The organism is Sphingomonas sp. IC-11 (genome assembly GCF_021043365.1).
GTDB lineage: Bacteria > Pseudomonadota > Alphaproteobacteria > Sphingomonadales > Sphingomonadaceae > Sphingomonas.
Genome location: NZ_JAJNDU010000001.1, coordinates 799531 through 815878 on the forward strand (window position 1 = coordinate 799531; position 16348 = coordinate 815878).

Consider the following 16348-nt stretch of genomic DNA (forward strand, 5'->3'; position numbering starts at 1 on the left):
TTGATATGGCGTGTGGAGCTTAAGTGGCGGCATTCTGGTCCGGAAAGATGCAGCGCGATGTTGCAAGGTTCGGTGTTGCCGTGCTTGCCGTGGCAGCCGCGCTGGCGCTTCGGCTGGCGCTGGACCTGTGGCTGGCAGGTACGGCGCATTACCTGCTCTTCACCGCGGCGGTGGTCGTCGTCGGAGTCTTTGGCGGTGTGGGGCCGGCGGTTTTCGCCACGTTGTTGGCGACGCTGGCTGCGCAACTGCTGGGCGGGCCCGGCGGTGCCGCCCCGCTGGTCGAGCTGCTGGCATTCTGGGGCACGTCGGCGGTCCTGATCTGGGTCGCCAGTCACATCAGCAAGCTGCGCCGGGCGTCGGCCGATAGTGAACAGCGAGCGACGCTTCGCGCTGAAGAGGCCAAGGAGCTGGCCGACGAGCTGAATTTGCTGATCGACGGTGCCACCGGCTACGCGATCTACATGCTCGATCCCGATGGCCGGGTAACGCTGTGGAACCGCAGCGCGGAGCGGCTGAAGGGCTGGTCCGCCCAGGAGATCGTCGGCGAGTCCGCCGAGCTATTCTATCCGGCGGCGGCGCGCGCCGCCGGCAAGCCAAAGCAGGATTTGGAAACGGCACGCCAGCACGGCAAGCTGGAAGAAGAGGATTGGCGGATCCGCAAGGATGGATCCGAATTCCTCGCCCATATCGCGCTGACCGCCCTTCACGATGCTTCAGGCAAGCTTCGCGGGTTCGGGAAGGTGATCCGGGACGTGACGGAGCAGCGCGCCCGTGAACGCCAGCTTCTGGCCAGCGCCAATCAGTTTCGCTCCATCCTCGCCACCGTACCTGACGCGATGATCGTGATCGACGACGTTGGAGAGATCCTGTCGTTCAGCGCGGCGGCGGAGCGGCTTTTCGGTGTCAGCGAAGCGGAGATGCGTGGTCGAAATGTCAGCATGCTGATGCCGTCGCCCGACCGCGAAAATCATGATCGCTACATCGCCCGCTATCTTGCCACGGGCGAACGTCGGATCATCGGACGCGGGCGAACGGTGGTGGGGCAGCGGCGGGACGGCACCACGTTTCCGATGGAATTGTCCGTGGGTGAGGCGATCACGGAAGGAGAGCGGATCTTCACCGGCTTCATCCGTGACCTTTCCGAAAAGCAGGCGGCCGACGAGCGGATCGAGGCGCTTCGTGCCGATCTGATCCATGTTTCGCGGGTCAGCGCGATGGGCACCATGGCTTCCACCCTGGCGCACGAGCTGAACCAGCCGATTACAGCCGTTGCCAACTACGTTCGCGGAGTGAGGGACCTGCTGGAGCAGCCCGATCCGGAAGATTTCCCGATGATCATCGAGGCGCTGGATGATGCGAAGAACGAAGCGCTTCGCGCCGGCCATATCGTGCGCAGGCTGCGTGAGTTCGTGGCGCGCGGCGAGGTGGAACGAAGCGTCGAGGATCTGCCCGCGCTGATCGAGGAAGCGTCGAAGCTCGCGCTGATCGGTGCCGGCGAGAAGGGCGTCGCCGTGTCGTTCGATATCGATCCGCAAGCGTCGCCCGTGCTGGTGGACAAGGTGCAGTGTCAGCAGGTGCTGATCAACCTCATGCGCAATGCGGTGGAGGCGATGGAATGCGCCCCTGTCCGGAAATTGCAGGTGGCGACTTCCCAGGCACCGAAAGCTATGGTGCAGGTGACAATTGCGGACACCGGGTCGGGCGTGCCCGAGCATGTGGCGGCCAACCTGTTCAGCGCCTTTAACAGCTCCAAGGCTGACGGCATGGGGCTGGGCCTTTCGATTTGCCGCACCATCGTGGAGGGGCTCGAAGGACGGATCTGGATGGAGCCGCGCGAGGGTGGGGGAACCCTGTTCCACTTCACCCTTCCGCTGGCCCGGGCGGAGGAGGACGAATGAGCGACGCACGACTGATCCACATCATCGACGATGAAGACGCGGTGCGGCGCTCCGCGAGCTTCATCCTGAAGACGTCGGGTTACGCCGTGAAAGCCTGGCGATCGGGTGTCGAATTCCTCAAGGAAGTGCGGCACGTTGATCCCGGCTGCATCCTGCTGGATGTTCGGATGCCGGAGATGGACGGGCTGGAGGTTCAACGCACGCTGCAGGAGCGCGGCGTGACGATGCCGGTGATCATCCTGACTGGCCATGGCGATGTGGGGACTGCCGTGCGGGCGATGAAGCAAGGAGCGGTCGATTTCATCGAGAAGCCGTTCGAGAAGGAGGTCTTGATCCGAGCAATCACGGCCGCCTTCGAGAGGCTGGATGCGATCCACCACGCCGATAGTCGGGCGGAAGAAGCCGCCGTCATCATTGCGGCGCTGACCGCGCGCGAGCGCGAGGTTCTGGATGGCTTGGCCCAAGGCCTGCCCAACCGGACCATTGCGTACGACATGGGGATCTCGGCTCGCACTGTTGAGGTGCATCGCGCGAACGTCATGGCCAAGCTGGGCGCACGAAGCCTCTCCGAAGCATTGCGCATCGCCTTTGCGGCGGGACTGGGCACGGAAAAGGCCTGAGGTCTTCCTGTTCGAACACGAGCCGGTCTTGAAAGGCTGGCGACGTACCGAACGCTGTTTCGGAGTGGCTGGATCTCAAGCGATCAGAGCGACGCGGATGACGGCGCTTGCCGCCTTTCTTGGTCTCGGCTCTGCCGAGTCGCGCTGTCAGGCCGAGCAATAACGCGATCGTTCTGCTGCTATAAAAGTTGTCGCAGTCATCCCGTCGAGCGCGGATCGGCTAACTCGCTGAAACACCAAAGATGATCGGCGGATCATCGGCAGCACTCCCGACCGGTGCTTCTCCCGTTTCTACGTACCTTTGCTAATGGGGAGCGAAGCACGCATTCCGTACCCAAAAAGCCAGTTACAACGACGGAGGTTGCCATGAGGAACGTGCTTCTGCTGATCCACCACGACCGGGGTCAGGAAAGCCGCTACCAAGCCGCGCTGGATGTCACGCGCGCGATTGGTGGGCACCTGACCTGTGTCGATCTGACGATGATCCCGGAGTTCGTCGGTGACTATGTTGGCGCGACCGGTGCGATCCTTGCCGACGAACAGGCGGATGAAGCGGCCAACAAGACCCGCATGCTGGCACGTCTGCAACGCGAGGACGTCTCCTTTGACTGGATCGACCGTACCGGCTTCACCGCCCAGACGATCCGCGACCATGGCGGCCTCTCCGATCTCGTGGTGTTGAGCTGCAGCGGGGGCGGGCAAATGTCAGAGCAGATGAGCGTCGCAATCGGCGACACGTTGCTGCAGGTGGGCAAGCCAGTCCTTGCGGTGCCGATGAATGCACCGCGCTTCAATTTGTGCGGCCGGGCATTGGTGGCGTGGGACGGTTCCGACGACGCGGAGGCAGCCTTGCAAGCTGCCGCGCCGCTGCTGAGCAAGGCGGAGACGGTCACCATCTACCATAACGAAGATGGATCACTGCGCATCCCCCCCGATGACGCGGCCCGCTACCTCGCCCGCCATGGAATTGAACCTATCATCAACAGCGAGCCAGCGGGATCGCGTCGCCCCGCCGAGGCAATCCTGGCAGAGTGCCGAAGCGGAGGGCATGACTGGATCGTGATGGGAGCATATGGACGCGGGCGCGTGATCGAGGAGATATTCGGCGGCGCGACCCGATCGATGCTGAAGGAATCGCCGGTGCCGCTGTTCCTCATGCACAAGCGGTAGGCGTGCAACGAAACCATAATTCCTGCGCGTCCTCGCGGCGCGCGGGAGTTGGAAAACATTGGTGCCGTCAAGCGGCCTGATCACACCCCTCGATGCTAGGGGGAACCGGGGCCGCAACCCTGATCGGCGGGTGAGCGCCGACCAAGCGTCAAATCACGCCTCCTGCTTGCGGGATACACAAAGGCCGATGGCGGCGATCCGGTCGACCTCTGCATATGGCTCCTTCTCCAGTTCATCGCCGAAGATGTCTGGATCGAGCACGCGATAGTCATAGTCGAAGCCGTCGGTCGGCATCGCTTCACGCAGCGCCTCGCGAACCACGTCGCGACCGCCAACGATCGAGACACCGGTGTGCATGATGAAGCGCCCACCAGGTGCCAGCTTGGTGATCGCGGCAAGCGTCCAATCCAGAGAGAGCTTGCCGCCGTACAGGTCTCCCCCATCGCGGTAGGCGCGACGATCTGGATCGATCATGAAGGGCGGGTGAGTGACGATAAGGTCGAACGGGCCGTCAACATCTTGCGGTGTCTGTGCCAGGGCGGTTTGATGATCGATCCCGGCGAAGGTCGCGTTTACTGAGGCGAGCGAGAGTGCCTTAGGGTTGATGTCAGCCAAGGTCAGGCGTGCATTGCCATGCAGCGAAGCGGCGACAATCCCGCCGACACCTGCGCCGGCGCCATAGTCTAGGATCCGGGCGGTGGAGGGCAGGCCCGACAGATTGCGCGAGATGTAATCGGCGAACCGGTAGCTGTCCGGCCCGAGGAATATGGAGTCCTGCTCCTGCGTCGGGAATCGCGAGTGCACGAACAACTGGCCGAAGACATTCGACACCCGGATTGCGGCTTTCACCAGGCCATCGGGGCGTCGCTCGAGGAGGGCTGCCCGCTCCAGATCGTGAACGATGTTCGACGGAAGCCGGTCCGCATTACAGGGGAGCGACCAGCCGAGCAGATCCGCCGTGGTGGCGCCAACCTGGCGATCGGGACGCTGCAGTACGCGGCTGTGCGATGCAGGAGTTGGCGCGATGAAATCATAATTCTCGTCGCGCAGCCGAGCGAGCAGGTGGAGAAGGGCGGCCCGAGGTTCCTGACCGGCTACAAGTGGAACGGAATCACGGCCTTCGGCAAGCTGGCTGATCTGCGTTAAGTTCATGATTTTACCCGGCCAATTACGTCCTGACGTCATTGAACCGGGGGATGCCGCCTTTGTTCCGGTTAGAGCGATCGAGGTGCGGGATACCGCGCGGTTCCTTCGTTAGCCGCTCGCACTGAGTGGTCAGGCCGCGGTTGCACGCAGTAGAGATGGTGCTGCGCTGATTGTCATGTAGCGGGCGAGATGGTCATCGCTGGTCCCGAACAGCCCTTCGATAACCGTAGCACGCTTGAAATAATGTCCGACCGTCAGTTCCTCCGTCATGCCCATGCCCCCGTGAAGCTGGACTCCATTCTGGCCAACGAAGCGGCAGGCCTCACCGACGAGAACCTTCGCGCCGGAGATCGCGAGCGCGCGCTCACGCGGCGGTGCGCTGAGCTTCATGGTGGCGAGATAGGTCGCGGACGTTGCAGCTTCGATCTTCATGAACATGTCGACCATACGATGCTGAAGCGCCTGGAAGTTCGCGATCGACTGCCCGAACTGCCGGCGCTGGCAGGTGTAGGCGATGGTGTCATCGAGGATCCGGCGCATGATGCCGAGTGCTTCAGCGGCGAGCGCGACGATGGTTGCGTCGGTCGCCGCTTCGATTGCTGTGGCCGCGCTGCCGGGCAGGGTGACAATCTGATCAGAAGGCACCACTACGCCCTCCAGCCGAATGTCCGCCGCGCGTCGCCCGTCGATCGTACGATACGGGTGAAGCGCGACGCCCGAACCATCCGGATCAACGGCGAACACGGCCGGGCCGTCTGGCGTATTGGCGCTGACCAGCAACGTGGTTGCCCATGGCGCACCCATAATCATGGACTTGGCGCCGCTGAGGCACCAGCCATCCGACACCGGTTCGGTCTGCATGTTGGCGGGAGATGTCCCCAGCCGCGCCCCTGGCTCGGTGTCGGCGAAGACGACGATCGCTTCGCCCGTCGTTATTCGATGCAGCAACCCGGTGGCAGCCGCTGTGCTGCTGGCACGGAGCAGGGTTGCGCTGGTGATCGCCGTTTCCAGGAACGGTTCGGCCACCAAGGCGGCGCCGAGTTCCTGCATCACGACCAGCAGGTCGAAGGGGTCCGGTGCTTCCGGGCCCGACAATCCAAGGATACCAAGCTGATCCACGAAGCCGTGCCAAATGGCTCGATTGCGACCGTCTTCCGTTGCAACGGCCGCTTGGCGGGCGGCGAAATCGTGATGATCGCGCAGATAGCCGGATAGAGATGCGCGCAACTGTTCCTGCTCGGGCGTAAAGCTGAAATCCAAGCGGCCTCTCCTTATGCCTTATCCGCTGCTTTGCGGCCGGTCAGATGACGTGATTTTCGCGAACCCAGAACAGCGGCGACTGCGACAGATCAATGAAGTTGCGCTCATCTTCCAGCAACCGGCGGCCAGCGTCTCGTGCTTCCTTGCTGTCGTTCACCGCGACCAGATCATCGATGCTGTCCCAGTGCAGCTCCGCAATACCATCATATGGTGGCACCGTCGCGCCGCGAGCCGCCACCGGCCCAGCGAGTTGCGGATGTTCGAAGCTGTGACTCTGCACATAACGGCGGATCCGCAGCAAGGGCGCCACTTCCGCCACCAGGGGTGCATGGCGTTCACGCCAATAGGTCTGAAATTCCTCCAGGCTTAGCTCCGGACGACGGCGAAGACAGAAGATCATTTTGATCATGAGTTCTCCGGTTCAAGCCTGCTCCAATGCCGTTCAGGCAAGCGATGCATTGGCACGATCTAGCGCGCGCCAGACAATCGTCTTCTGGATCTCCGTTGCGCCGCCGTAGATCGTCTGCGCCCGTTCGAAGAGGTAGGATGCGGTTCGTGGCACCGCAAAGCTGGCGACCTCGGGCGCCATGTCGCGCCAATCGGCGCGGGTTCGATCGGCCACGACTGCGCGGTCGCGGCCGGCGAGCTCGACCCATAATTCGGTAATCTCCTGCGCGAGTTCCGTGCAGGCGATCTTCAAAGCGGAAACGGCGGCAGGAGCCGCATCTCCGCAGAGTACCCGAAGCACTGACAGTTCGACTGCGTTCAACCTGATTTCCGCGAGCGCCAGGCGGCGCGCGAACAACGGTTCCTGTGCCATGTTTTCCGCGAAGCTGCCGGCAATGGTCGCCGCCACACGGCGAAGCTCGGCCAAATCGGCGCGCTTGCGTCCGATATGAGCATAGGACACTCGCTCGGCAGCAAGCAGCACGTTTGCGTAATGCCAGCCTTTGCCGGGCTCACCGATCATGTTCGCCGCTGGCACGCGCACGTTGTCAAACTCGACCCGGTTCAGTTCATGTGATCCGTCGATCGAGATGATCGGATGCACGGTGATGCCAGGCGTGCGCATGTCCGCGCAGATCATCGAAATGCCATCCTGTTTGCGCTCGCACTTTTCCGTGCGCACCAAACAGAAAATCCAGTCGGCCCAATGTGCGCCGGACGTCCAGATCTTGGTGCCGTTGAGCACGTAATCTTCCCCGTCGCGGACCGCGCTCATCCCCAGGGAGGCGAGGTCGGATCCAGATTCAGGCTCCGAATAACCCTGCGCCCACATGGCGCGTGAGTCCAGGATGTCGGGCAACCAGCGTGCTTGTTGTTCCGGCGTACCGAACGCGCAGATGATTGGGCCGATATAAATTACCGCCATCGGAATGATCGAAGGCGCACCAGCCAATTCCAGCTCTTGCTCGAACAGGTAGCGCTCGACCGGTGACCAGCCTGGTCCGCCGTGCTCCGCTGGCCAACCAACCCCCAACCACCCCTTTGCATTCAGCGCGCGTTGCGAGCGGACGTGATCTTCGCGCGATAGCTTTCGCCCTTCCCGAACAAGGGCAAGCACGTCTTGCGGATACTCGTTCTTGAAGAACTGTCGGATTTCGGCAGCAAACGCCTGTTCGGCAGGGGAGAGCGATAGATCCATTGCCGTAGCGTCATCCACATGGCGCGGAGCGTCAACAGCAACGTTCGCGGACATTCGCGCGTTGCGGTCCAAGGCGGCCGGAATGTAGCCGGCTCCGACAAGTGAGAGAGTAAGATGAGAAAGGTTGTAGTGGCCGCGGCGGCGATCGGTATACCCGTGTTGCTGGCGGCTTGTGTTTCAATACCACGCCCCGGGCCAGTAGGTAACAGATCTGTTCCCGAGCCAGCCAAGTCTGTGGATTTACAGCAGTATATCGGCCGCTGGTACGAGCAATTCCGTTACGAGGCATCATTCCAGAAGGGAATGGAGGCGGTCACCGCCGATTATTCCCGCAATAGCGACGGATCGATCCGGGTAGTCAATCGTGGCCGAAAGGGAAGCGTGACCGGCAAGGAAAAATCATCCACCGGCAAAGCAAAAATCGTCGATGAGGCCACCAACGCCAAGCTGAAGGTGTCCTTCTTTGGCCCGTTCTATGGTGATTATTGGGTGCTGGATCACGGCGATCGTTATGAATGGTCGATCGTAGGCGAACCGTCTGGCCGGTATCTCTGGGCGCTCACTCGTGAGCGAAACCCTGATCCGACGATGATCAAAATGCTTGAAACTCGCGCGCGCGAACTCGGCTACGATCTCTCGCTCGTCCGGCGGACGCAGCAGCCGTGATCGAAGCATGATCGGACCGGCGCGATTGTCCCGGTCCGATCATGGGTCAGGTCATTCCTCCGTTACTGCATCCCCGTTCTTCGACTTGCGCGCGCGGCGAGCCGCCCCCTGTTGGTCGGGGGACTTGGTGATCTTGGTACCTGGCTTACGCCCAAGACCGAGCTTCTTCGCAACGGCGCGGCGTGCGGCAGAATAGCCCGGCGCCACCATCGGATAGTCCGGCTTCAGGCCATAACGCTGGCGGTAATCTTCAGGGGTCAGGCCGTGCGCATTAAGGTGCCGGCGCAAGCTGCGGTACTTTTTCCCGTCGATAAGGGAGACGATGAAGTCCGGATCCGCGAGGGACTTGCGGATGCTGACCGCAGGCTTGTGTTCCGGAGCCTCTGGCACCTCAGCTTCCTCGGGAGCTGCGCTCTTTCCGAGGTTCCGCACCGCTTCATACATGGATGCGAGAACGCCGGGGACATCGTCAGGGTTAACGCGCGTGTTCGGATTGGCAAGCCAAGCGATGGTTAGCTCAGTTGCCAAGAGGGTGCTGTCGTCGTCAGGCTTATCAGTCATAGCTCTTTCTACCGGATGATGCGCAAGCCGGGAAGTACGGACTTACACGGTATTGGAGTTTAATAGACATTGATACTGGTGCGACGAATCTTGATGCTGGGGTGACACCTCTGTCACTTTTGAAGGATCGTGAATTCCGCGACCCAAACAAAAAACCCATACTCGTTATACTTTTTGATGGGGTGGGATGAATTGGCCTAGTCCGCGCAGCATTCGTCTTCACCAATAGCCATCTTGAAGGGTTGTCAGCAGGGTTGGCCGGGGCGCGGCAACCTCGGCAACTGATCTGTCCTTCAAAAGGCGCCGAGTGTTGTTCCCGGACACTTTGTCCGTTCGTTGCTAGGGTATTGTTTGAAAACAACATTGTTGACGCCGGTGCTGCGCTTACAGGGACAAGGGGCTGACGACAGATCCGCGGCTTTCTCGTGTCAGAAGCGGGTGCGGATTGCGCGTTGCGCACGCCGGCACTGGGCCAGTAAGTGCCCGCCCTCGATGACAAAGGAGGAGCGCCGGTGAGCAACGCCATTTTCGTACGAGAAGGAACGGCTTTTCTGGCGACGCCCTTTGCCGCGGGGCCGTGGCACCCTGAACTCCAGCACGGCGGCGCGCCATCAGCCTTGGTCGCATGGGCGGCCGAGCAGGTGGAAACGGCAGTTCCGATGCGGGTTGCTCGGGTGACAGTGGAACTTTTGCGTCCTGTGCCCGTGGATCGGCTGGAGGTCGCGACTGAGGTGATCCGAAACGGGCGAAAGATCCAGCTTGTTCAGGTCCAGTTGCTACATGAAGGCAAGGAAGTCACTCGTGCCAATGTGCTGCGGGTGCGGGTGGCTGACGAGCCGCTTCCTGCCGGATCACAGATGCCTCGCGCTACCAGTTCCCCTGATGACGTGGCGGAAGACGACCAGTTTCGCGATAGCCTGCCGGGCGCCGTGAACTTCGGCGCCAATTTCGACATGCGCCGCATAAGAGGCGGCTTCCGTCAGCTCGGCCCAGGGCAGGTCTGGTTTCGTCAGCATCGGCCACTGATCGACGGCGAACCGCTTTCTCCGGTGGCGCGGGCAATGGCAGTGGCCGACTTCTCGAACGGGATCGCTCCCACTCTCCCATTTGACGAGTGGACGTTCATCAATGCTGACCTGACCGTCAACTTCGCGCGCACACCTGTCGGCGAGTGGCTGTTTTCCGACGCAGAGACCTGGGCCGGTGAGGATGGCGCTGGGCTGGCGATGACCCAATTGTCGGACGAGCAGGGGCCGTTTGCGCGTGCGGTGCAATCGCTGGTGCTGGAGCGCCGCTGATCTGTCAGGCTGTCCCCGCATAGCGATGTCGACTGGTCTGGGCTGCTGGCGCTGAAGTTCAGGCCGGCGGGTCACGTTCGCTTTCCACGCGATCGCGATAAAGCGCGGCGCGGGCGAGAAGCATGAATGCCACTGGCGTGGTGGAGGTGATCAGCACCGCGATCAGGATCTCGTGGACGGAAACTCTCGACCGAAGAACCGAGAAGCAGACGATCGAGGCGGTGACGATCAGCATCATGCCCAGCGAACTGACCAGCGTGGGCGGGTGAATACGATCATAGAAGGTGCGCAGACGGATCAACCCGACAGACCCGACCAGCGCGAAGCCAGCGCCGAGCAGCGTCAGAAGACCCACGATAATGGCGGCCCATGCGGGCAGGTCCGGTGCCTGGTTCATTCGATCACCTCGCCGCGCATGAGGAACTTCGCCAGGGCCACCGTGCCGACAAAGCCAAGCAGCGCGATGACAAGCGCAGTTTCGAAGTAGATCGTGCGACCTGTCTGAATCCCGAAGGTCAGCAAGATCAACATCGAATTGGTGTAGAAGGTGTCGAGGCCGAGGACACGGTCCTGCGCACGCGGTCCGCTGATCATGCGGTACGCGGCGCACGCGATCGCCAGGCCGAGCATTACCTGCGCGGCGGTGATCGCCCAGGCCAGATAGGTCGTCGTCATTCGCCGAATATCTCGATCAGCCGCGCCTCGTAACGCTGTTTGATGACGCGAACCCAGCGTTCCTCGTCCACAAGATCCAGAACGTGGATCAACAGCATGCCTTGGCGTCGATCGAACTCCACCCACATCGTGCCGGGGGTGGCAGTGATGATGATCGCCAGCACGGCGAGGGCGTGACGATTGGTGAGTGCAATCGGCACGCTCATGAAGCCGGACGTATAGGGACGGCGGCGAGCGACGACGATCGCCGCGACGGCGAAGTTGGAGCGGAGCACGTCCGCGAGCACTGCACATGCCAACGCCACAATGACGCGCAACCGGGCGACCCGATGTCGTTGGGGCCGCAAAGCGTTCATCACTCCGCCCCCGAGGACCGCGACAGCGGCCCCCAGCAGGATCTGTCCCGGCGAGAAAGACTGCGTGAGCAGCAGCCACATCACGAACAAGCCGCCCGTGATCAGCGGATGCGGGAACCAGCGCCTCATCGCGTTTTCGCCGACGAGGTGACGCGCTGAGCGCCGAGCACGGATTCAATATAGCCCTGTCGATCTCCCAGCGAATTCCCGGTCCGCTCCATGTAGCGCATCGCGGGCCCGGCGAAGATCATGAGCGCCAGGCAAACGGCGAGCAGCGCGCCGACCGGCAGCGCTTCTGTAAGCCGCAGGGCAGGCGGTGGCCGTTCCGATGGTGTCCAGATCAGGTCGATGCCGGCCCGGGTCGTAGCAATCAGCGTGGCCAGTCCGGAGCCGATGATGAGGGCGATCAGCCACCAGACCGGCGCACCAATGCTGTCACGAAGGTTAAGCAAGCCGTCAATGATCGCGAACTTGGCGATGAAGCCGGAGAGCGGCGGCAGGCCGGCGATCAGCAACGCGCAAAAGGCGAACCCGCCGCCCAGCAGAGCGATCGTCGCAGGTATCACGATCCCGACTTCATTTTCCTGTTCCTCGGTCACCCCGGTATATTCATCGTCAAATACTGGCTCGGTAACGGTGCGCGCATCCGCCTCACGCCGTTCGACAAGCTCGATCAACAGGTAGAATGCGGCGATGGCGAGGGTCGAACTGACCAGGTAGAACAGGGCGCCGCCCAGCACTGCGCCTTCGCCAGCGCCGATCGTCGCCAACAGAGTGCCGGCGGAAATGAGCAGCGCATAGCCAGCCACTCTCGACAGCGTTCGCGCGGCCAGCATGCCGATAGTGCCAAAGGCTAGCGTCGCTATGCCCCCGAGCAGCAGCCATTCTTCCCCGAAATTCGCGGTCCAGCCGGTGTTGTGACCGAGCAGCAGGAGGTAGACCCGCAGAACCGCGTAAACGCCGACCTTGCTGAGGATGGCGAAGAGGGCGGCCACTGGCGGCGCTGCCGCCGCATAGGTGCGCGGCAGCCAAAGACCCAACGGCCACATCCCTGCCTTGATCAGGAAGGCGATCCCCAGCACGGCCATCCCGCTCTGCAAGAGGCCGATCCCGGCCTCCGCCTGAGCGGGGATGCGCGCGGCGAGGTCGGCCATGTTAAGCGTGCCGGTGACCCCGTAGATCAGCGCTGCACCGATCAGGAAGAGCAACGACGCGGCCACGTTGATCGAGACGTAATGGAGCGCTGCTTTCACTCGCGCCTCTCCCGAGCCGTGCAGCAACAAGGCAAACGAAGCCGCGAGTAGCACCTCGAAGAAGACGAAGAGGTTGAAGAGGTCCCCTGTGAGAAACGCGCCGTTCAGCCCCATCAACTGGAAAAGGAACAGGGCATGAAAACGGGGGCTGGCCCGATCCCAACGGGCAAAAGAAAAGACGAGGCAGCTTAGGCCAAGAACCGCCGTCAGCACGAGCATCAGGGCCGACAGCCAGTCGAGAACGAGCACGATACCAAACGGCGCTGGCCAATTGCCCACCAGATAAGCGGTGGTAGCGCGCGCGCCGCCGAATCCCCGCGCCGCCACTTGGCCAAGGAGCAGGATCGCAATGGCCAGCATCGCCGACGTGGCGACGAGCGCAATCGATCGCTTGGCGATCAAGCGGCGTTCGTTGAGCAGGAGCATCGCTGCCCCCGCAACGAGCGGAAGGAGGATCGGCGCGATGATGAGATGCTGAGAGAAAGGCACGATTATTCGTCTTCCTCCCCGTCAACGTGATCGGTTCCCGTAAGTCCGCGCGAGGCAAGCAGCACGACCAGCAGCAGCGCAGTCATGGCGAAGGAGATGACGATCGCGGTCAGCACCAGTGCCTGGGGCAGGGGATCATCGAAATGGGTCGGATTGGGTGTGCCCGACCCGACGATCGGCGGCGCGTCGACCTTCAGCCGGCCCATCGCGTAGATGAACAGGTTCACCGCATAGGATGCGAGCGACAGGCCCAGGATGACCTGGAACGTGCGCGGGCGCAGGATCAGCCACACACCCGAAGCGGTCAGGACGCCGATCCCAATGGCGAGAACAATTTCCATCAGAGAACCTCCTGCTCCACCTCGACGACCGCCTTTCTGCCGCGCCGGCTGGGCGCCCGGATCGATTGATGAGCAATGGAGATGAGGATGAGAGCGGTGGCGCCGACCACGAGCACGAAGACGCCGACGTCAAACAGCAACGCGGTTGCCAGCGGGACTTTCCCGATCACCGGCAGCTCAAGGTAGCGGAACCAGGAGGTCAGGAAGGGATGCTGGAAGAAAAAGGCGCCTGCACCAGTGGCAGCCGAGATCAGCAGGCCGAGACCTATCCACCGAATGGGACGAACGCGCAATCGCCCCTCAACGCTGCGCGTGCCGGCCGCCATATACTGGAGGATGAGACCGATCGACATGGCGACACCGGCCGCGAACCCCCCGCCGGGCAGATCATGTCCGCGCATCAGCAGATAGATGGCAAAGACGAAAATCACCGGGAACACCCATTCCATGATGACCCGCGGCACCAGCAGGTAATCCGCCAGCGTATCGCCTGGCGTACGGCCTTCGCTCGCCTCGTCAGCAGCATTCTGCTGACGCTGCTGAAGAGGATCGCGCACGCTTTCACTCGCGGGGCGGAAGCGACGCAACAGCGAAAACACCGTCAGCGCGATGATCGTGAGAACAGTGATTTCGCCCAGCGTGTCAAAGGCGCGGAAGTCCACGAGAACGACATTCACGACGTTTCGGCCGCCGGCCTCTGGATAGGAGCGTTCGACGAAGAAAGATGAAATGGTGCTGGGTAGCGGCCGGGTCATCACGGCATAGGATAGAAGCGCCATGCCAAGCCCGGCGGCCGCCGCGATGGCAAGGTCAGTTGATCGGCGCAGCCAGACCCTTGGTGGCGGCGCGCGGTTCAGCCGGATGACCGGATTTCGCTTCGGCAGCCATCTCAGCCCCAGCAGCAGCAGCACGGTGGTGACCGCTTCAACCAGCAACTGGGTGAGCGCGAGGTCGGGCGCCGACAGCCATACGAAGCTGATGCAGCTAACCAAACCGGCCCCGGACGCAGCAACAACGGCCGCCAGGCGGTGAAATTTGGCCTGCCATGCAGCCGTGATCGCACAAGCACATCCGATCAGCCACAATACGCCGAACCCGGGATCCAGAATCGTGCCGGTCTGGTTTCCCAGCGTATAGGGATAACGCAGAAACGGCAGCAGGCCGGCAAGGCCAACGATCAGCACCAACACGCGAAGCTGCGGCTGCAAACGCTCCGTATCCACCACCCTTTGCAGGCGGCGTGCGCCCCTGATGATCAGCGACAAGACGGTTTCGAACATGCGCCGGCCTTTCAGCCGGCCAACGAGTGGCGCGGCCTCGATCGCATTCAGCCGATCGCTGAAAATAAAGTAGCCTGCCGCCCCTGCGACCAACGCAAAAACACTGAGCATCAGCGGCTTGGTGAAACCGTGCCAGATAGCAAGGCTGTAATAAGGCGTCTGGTCCCCCAGCACCGCATGGGCAGCGGTGGCAAGGAAAGGGGCGATGGTCGCAGCCGGGAAGATGCCGATCACCACGCACGCCACGACGAGCACCTCGATCGGCAGGCGCATCCAATGGGGTGCCTCTTGGGGTTGACGCTCCAGTTGCTGAGATGGGGGGCCAAAGAAGCTCTGATGAATGAACCGGATTGAATAGAGCACACTGAACGTCAGGCCCAATGTCGCCACATAAGGCAGCGCCTGGTCCAGCCAGGTATCGTTGTAATCCTCGAGCGCCTCGGCCAGCAGCATCTCTTTTGAGAGGAAGCCGTTCAGGAGCGGTACGCCAGCCATCGCCGCCGCCGCGACCATCGCCAGCGTGGCAGTGATCGGCATGTTGCGAAACAGCCCGCTGAGCCGGCGAAGATCACGCGTGCCTGCCTCATGATCGATGATACCGGCAGCCATGAACAGCGAAGCCTTGAAGGTCGCGTGATTGATCGTGTGGAAGATCGCGGCGACCGCGGCCAGCGGGCTGCCGATGCCAAGCAGCAACGTGATGATGCCAAGGTGGCTGATGGTGGAATAGGCCAGCAAACCCTTCAGGTCCTGCTGGAAGATTGCCGACCATGCGCCGACGACCAGCGTGAGCAATCCGGTGGTCGTGACGACGAAGTACCAGATGTCGGTCCCCGCCAGGACGGGCCAGAAGCGGATCAGGATGAAGATTCCCGCTTTCACCATCGTCGCGGAGTGAAGGTAGGCCGAGACAGGGGTGGGCGCCGCCATCGCGTGCGGGAGCCAGAAATGGAACGGAAACTGGGCGCTCTTCGTGAAGGCGCCAATCAGGATGAACAGGAGGGCGGGTGTATAGAAGGGGCTCTCCTGGATCCTGTCGCGAGCGGACAGCACCGCATCGAGCTCGTAGCTGCCGACGATCTTTCCGATCAGCAGCAAACCCACCAGAAGGCACAGACCCCCGGCAGCCGTCACGATGAGAGCCACACGCGCTGCGCTGCGTGCGGCTTCGTTCTGGTGCCAATAGCCGATCAACAAGAAGGAGGAGAGGCTGGTAAGTTCCCAGAAGAACGCGATCTGAACCAGATTGCCGGACACGACGAGCCCGAGCATCGAGCCCATGAACGCAAGCAAAAAGGCGAAGAAACGGGGAACCGGGTCTTCGGCCGACATGTAGTAGCGCGTGTACACCACCACCAGAAAGCCGATGACCAAGACCATCAGCGCGAAAGCCCATGACAGCCCGTCGAGCCGAAGAACGAGATTGAGGCCAAGCGCCGGCAGCCAGGCAATCTCTTGCCGAGGGATCACGCCGGCCGACACGGACGGGAACAGAAGGCCGACAAGGATCGCTCCCGTCAGGGCGATAGCCGCAGCAAGGAGGGCGGCAGCGTCACGGGCGCGCGAGGGGAAGAAGGAAACGACTAAGCTGCCGACGAACGGCAGGAGCAGGGCAACCCACAAAATCACGTTGCTCAATCCGGCGATCGTGGGTCTCCCAAGTAAGTCGGTTGCGCCTGCTGGCGACGCC

General features: G+C 62.2%; 16 protein-coding genes. 5 read left to right on the top strand and 11 right to left on the bottom strand.

All coding sequences use genetic code 11. The annotated features are described in order from the left end of the window. The first annotated feature begins 47 nt into the window (after positions 1 to 47). From LQ954_RS03805 to LQ954_RS03815, 3 genes are all read left to right on the top strand, one after another. Positions 48 to 1898, top strand: a complete 1851-nt coding sequence (locus LQ954_RS03805) for a PAS domain S-box protein (RefSeq protein WP_269142191.1) — start codon at positions 48 to 50, stop codon at positions 1896 to 1898. Then, positions 1895 to 2518, top strand: a complete 624-nt coding sequence (locus LQ954_RS03810; RefSeq protein WP_227770778.1) for a response regulator transcription factor — start codon at positions 1895 to 1897, stop codon at positions 2516 to 2518. The genes LQ954_RS03805 and LQ954_RS03810 overlap by 4 nt, the downstream gene beginning before the upstream one ends. 366 nt (positions 2519 to 2884) lie before the next feature. Continuing rightward, the gene (locus LQ954_RS03815) at positions 2885 to 3688 is read left to right on the top strand and encodes a universal stress protein (protein WP_231022055.1); all 804 of its coding nucleotides are present in this window, start codon (positions 2885 to 2887) and stop codon (positions 3686 to 3688) included. Between the two features lie 153 nt (positions 3689 to 3841). On the opposite strand, the gene LQ954_RS03820 is transcribed toward LQ954_RS03815, so the two are convergent. The 4 genes from LQ954_RS03820 to LQ954_RS03835 form a co-directional block, all read right to left on the bottom strand. After that, a complete protein-coding gene (locus LQ954_RS03820; RefSeq protein WP_231022057.1) occupies positions 3842 to 4840 on the bottom strand; it encodes a methyltransferase in 999 nt (332 codons plus the stop codon). Between the two features lie 123 nt (positions 4841 to 4963). Then, positions 4964 to 6094 carry an acyl-CoA dehydrogenase family protein gene (locus tag LQ954_RS03825; protein ID WP_231022059.1) on the bottom strand — a complete coding sequence of 377 codons (1131 nt, stop codon included), beginning with the start codon at positions 6092 to 6094 and terminating at the stop codon, positions 4964 to 4966. Between the two features lie 40 nt (positions 6095 to 6134). Then, the gene (locus LQ954_RS03830; RefSeq protein ID WP_231022061.1) at positions 6135 to 6503 is read right to left on the bottom strand and encodes an EthD domain-containing protein; all 369 of its coding nucleotides are present in this window, start codon (positions 6501 to 6503) and stop codon (positions 6135 to 6137) included. A 33-nt stretch (positions 6504 to 6536) separates the two neighbouring features. Beyond that, on the bottom strand, positions 6537 to 7793 hold the full coding sequence (locus LQ954_RS03835) for an acyl-CoA dehydrogenase family protein (RefSeq protein ID WP_231022063.1): 1257 nt from the start codon (positions 7791 to 7793) through the stop codon (positions 6537 to 6539). Positions 7794 to 7853: 60 nt separating this feature from the next. Here LQ954_RS03835 and LQ954_RS03840 point away from each other — a divergent pair, with 60 nt between their 5' ends. Then, positions 7854 to 8405, top strand: coding sequence for a lipocalin family protein (locus LQ954_RS03840; protein WP_231022065.1), 552 nt, complete (start codon positions 7854 to 7856; stop codon positions 8403 to 8405). 51 nt (positions 8406 to 8456) lie between these two features. Here LQ954_RS03840 and LQ954_RS03845 read toward each other — a convergent pair whose 3' ends face one another. After that, positions 8457 to 8966: a MucR family transcriptional regulator gene (locus LQ954_RS03845; RefSeq protein ID WP_227770771.1), complete on the bottom strand. Its 510-nt coding sequence runs from the start codon at positions 8964 to 8966 to the stop codon at positions 8457 to 8459. Between the two features lie 512 nt (positions 8967 to 9478). Between LQ954_RS03845 and LQ954_RS03850 the strand changes: the two genes are divergently transcribed. Beyond that, positions 9479 to 10264 (top strand): thioesterase family protein, encoded by a 786-nt coding sequence (locus LQ954_RS03850; RefSeq protein ID WP_227770770.1) that lies wholly within the window; start codon positions 9479 to 9481, stop codon positions 10262 to 10264. A 58-nt stretch (positions 10265 to 10322) separates the two neighbouring features. Here the strand turns inward: LQ954_RS03850 and mnhG are convergent, their stop codons facing one another. Genes mnhG through LQ954_RS03880 form a run of 6 tightly spaced genes read right to left on the bottom strand, consistent with a single transcriptional unit; the run spans position 10323 to position 16287 of the window. After that, complete coding sequence (gene mnhG, locus LQ954_RS03855; protein WP_231022067.1) at positions 10323 to 10661, bottom strand: monovalent cation/H(+) antiporter subunit G; 339 nt, start codon at positions 10659 to 10661, stop codon at positions 10323 to 10325. After that, a complete protein-coding gene (locus LQ954_RS03860) occupies positions 10658 to 10939 on the bottom strand; it encodes a K+/H+ antiporter subunit F (RefSeq protein WP_227770768.1) in 282 nt (93 codons plus the stop codon). Before LQ954_RS03860 ends, mnhG begins: the two co-directional genes overlap by 4 nt. Then, positions 10936 to 11424: a Na+/H+ antiporter subunit E gene (locus LQ954_RS03865; protein WP_231022068.1), complete on the bottom strand. Its 489-nt coding sequence runs from the start codon at positions 11422 to 11424 to the stop codon at positions 10936 to 10938. The genes LQ954_RS03860 and LQ954_RS03865 overlap by 4 nt, the downstream gene beginning before the upstream one ends. After that, entirely contained in the window at positions 11421 to 13037 is a 1617-nt protein-coding gene (locus LQ954_RS03870) for a monovalent cation/H+ antiporter subunit D (protein WP_231022069.1), read from the bottom strand. Before LQ954_RS03870 ends, LQ954_RS03865 begins: the two co-directional genes overlap by 4 nt. A gap of 2 nt (positions 13038 to 13039) precedes the next feature. After that, positions 13040 to 13378 (bottom strand): Na+/H+ antiporter subunit C, encoded by a 339-nt coding sequence (locus tag LQ954_RS03875; RefSeq protein WP_227770765.1) that lies wholly within the window; start codon positions 13376 to 13378, stop codon positions 13040 to 13042. Next, positions 13378 to 16287 (bottom strand): monovalent cation/H+ antiporter subunit A, encoded by a 2910-nt coding sequence (locus tag LQ954_RS03880; protein ID WP_231022714.1) that lies wholly within the window; start codon positions 16285 to 16287, stop codon positions 13378 to 13380. Before LQ954_RS03880 ends, LQ954_RS03875 begins: the two co-directional genes overlap by 1 nt. Positions 16288 to 16348 lie beyond the last annotated feature (61 nt).

What these genes read in the sequence shown, in the direction of transcription:
- LQ954_RS03805 (WP_269142191.1), top strand. Translation starts at nt 48, where the DNA reads ATGCAGCGCGATGTTGCAAGGTTCGGTGTTGCCGTGCTTGCCGTGGCA.
- LQ954_RS03810 (WP_227770778.1), top strand. Translation starts at nt 1,895, where the DNA reads ATGAGCGACGCACGACTGATCCACATCATCGACGATGAAGACGCGGTG.
- LQ954_RS03815 (WP_231022055.1), top strand. Translation starts at nt 2,885, where the DNA reads ATGAGGAACGTGCTTCTGCTGATCCACCACGACCGGGGTCAGGAAAGC.
- LQ954_RS03820 (WP_231022057.1), bottom strand. Translation starts at nt 4,840, where the DNA reads ATGAACTTAACGCAGATCAGCCAGCTTGCCGAAGGCCGTGATTCCGTT.
- LQ954_RS03830 (WP_231022061.1), bottom strand. Translation starts at nt 6,503, where the DNA reads ATGATCAAAATGATCTTCTGTCTTCGCCGTCGTCCGGAGCTAAGCCTG.
- LQ954_RS03835 (WP_231022063.1), bottom strand. Translation starts at nt 7,793, where the DNA reads ATGTCCGCGAACGTTGCTGTTGACGCTCCGCGCCATGTGGATGACGCT.
- LQ954_RS03840 (WP_231022065.1), top strand. Translation starts at nt 7,854, where the DNA reads ATGAGAAAGGTTGTAGTGGCCGCGGCGGCGATCGGTATACCCGTGTTG.
- LQ954_RS03845 (WP_227770771.1), bottom strand. Translation starts at nt 8,966, where the DNA reads ATGACTGATAAGCCTGACGACGACAGCACCCTCTTGGCAACTGAGCTA.
- mnhG (WP_231022067.1), bottom strand. Translation starts at nt 10,661, where the DNA reads ATGAACCAGGCACCGGACCTGCCCGCATGGGCCGCCATTATCGTGGGT.
- LQ954_RS03860 (WP_227770768.1), bottom strand. Translation starts at nt 10,939, where the DNA reads ATGACGACGACCTATCTGGCCTGGGCGATCACCGCCGCGCAGGTAATG.
- LQ954_RS03865 (WP_231022068.1), bottom strand. Translation starts at nt 11,424, where the DNA reads ATGAGGCGCTGGTTCCCGCATCCGCTGATCACGGGCGGCTTGTTCGTG.
- LQ954_RS03875 (WP_227770765.1), bottom strand. Translation starts at nt 13,378, where the DNA reads ATGGAAATTGTTCTCGCCATTGGGATCGGCGTCCTGACCGCTTCGGGT.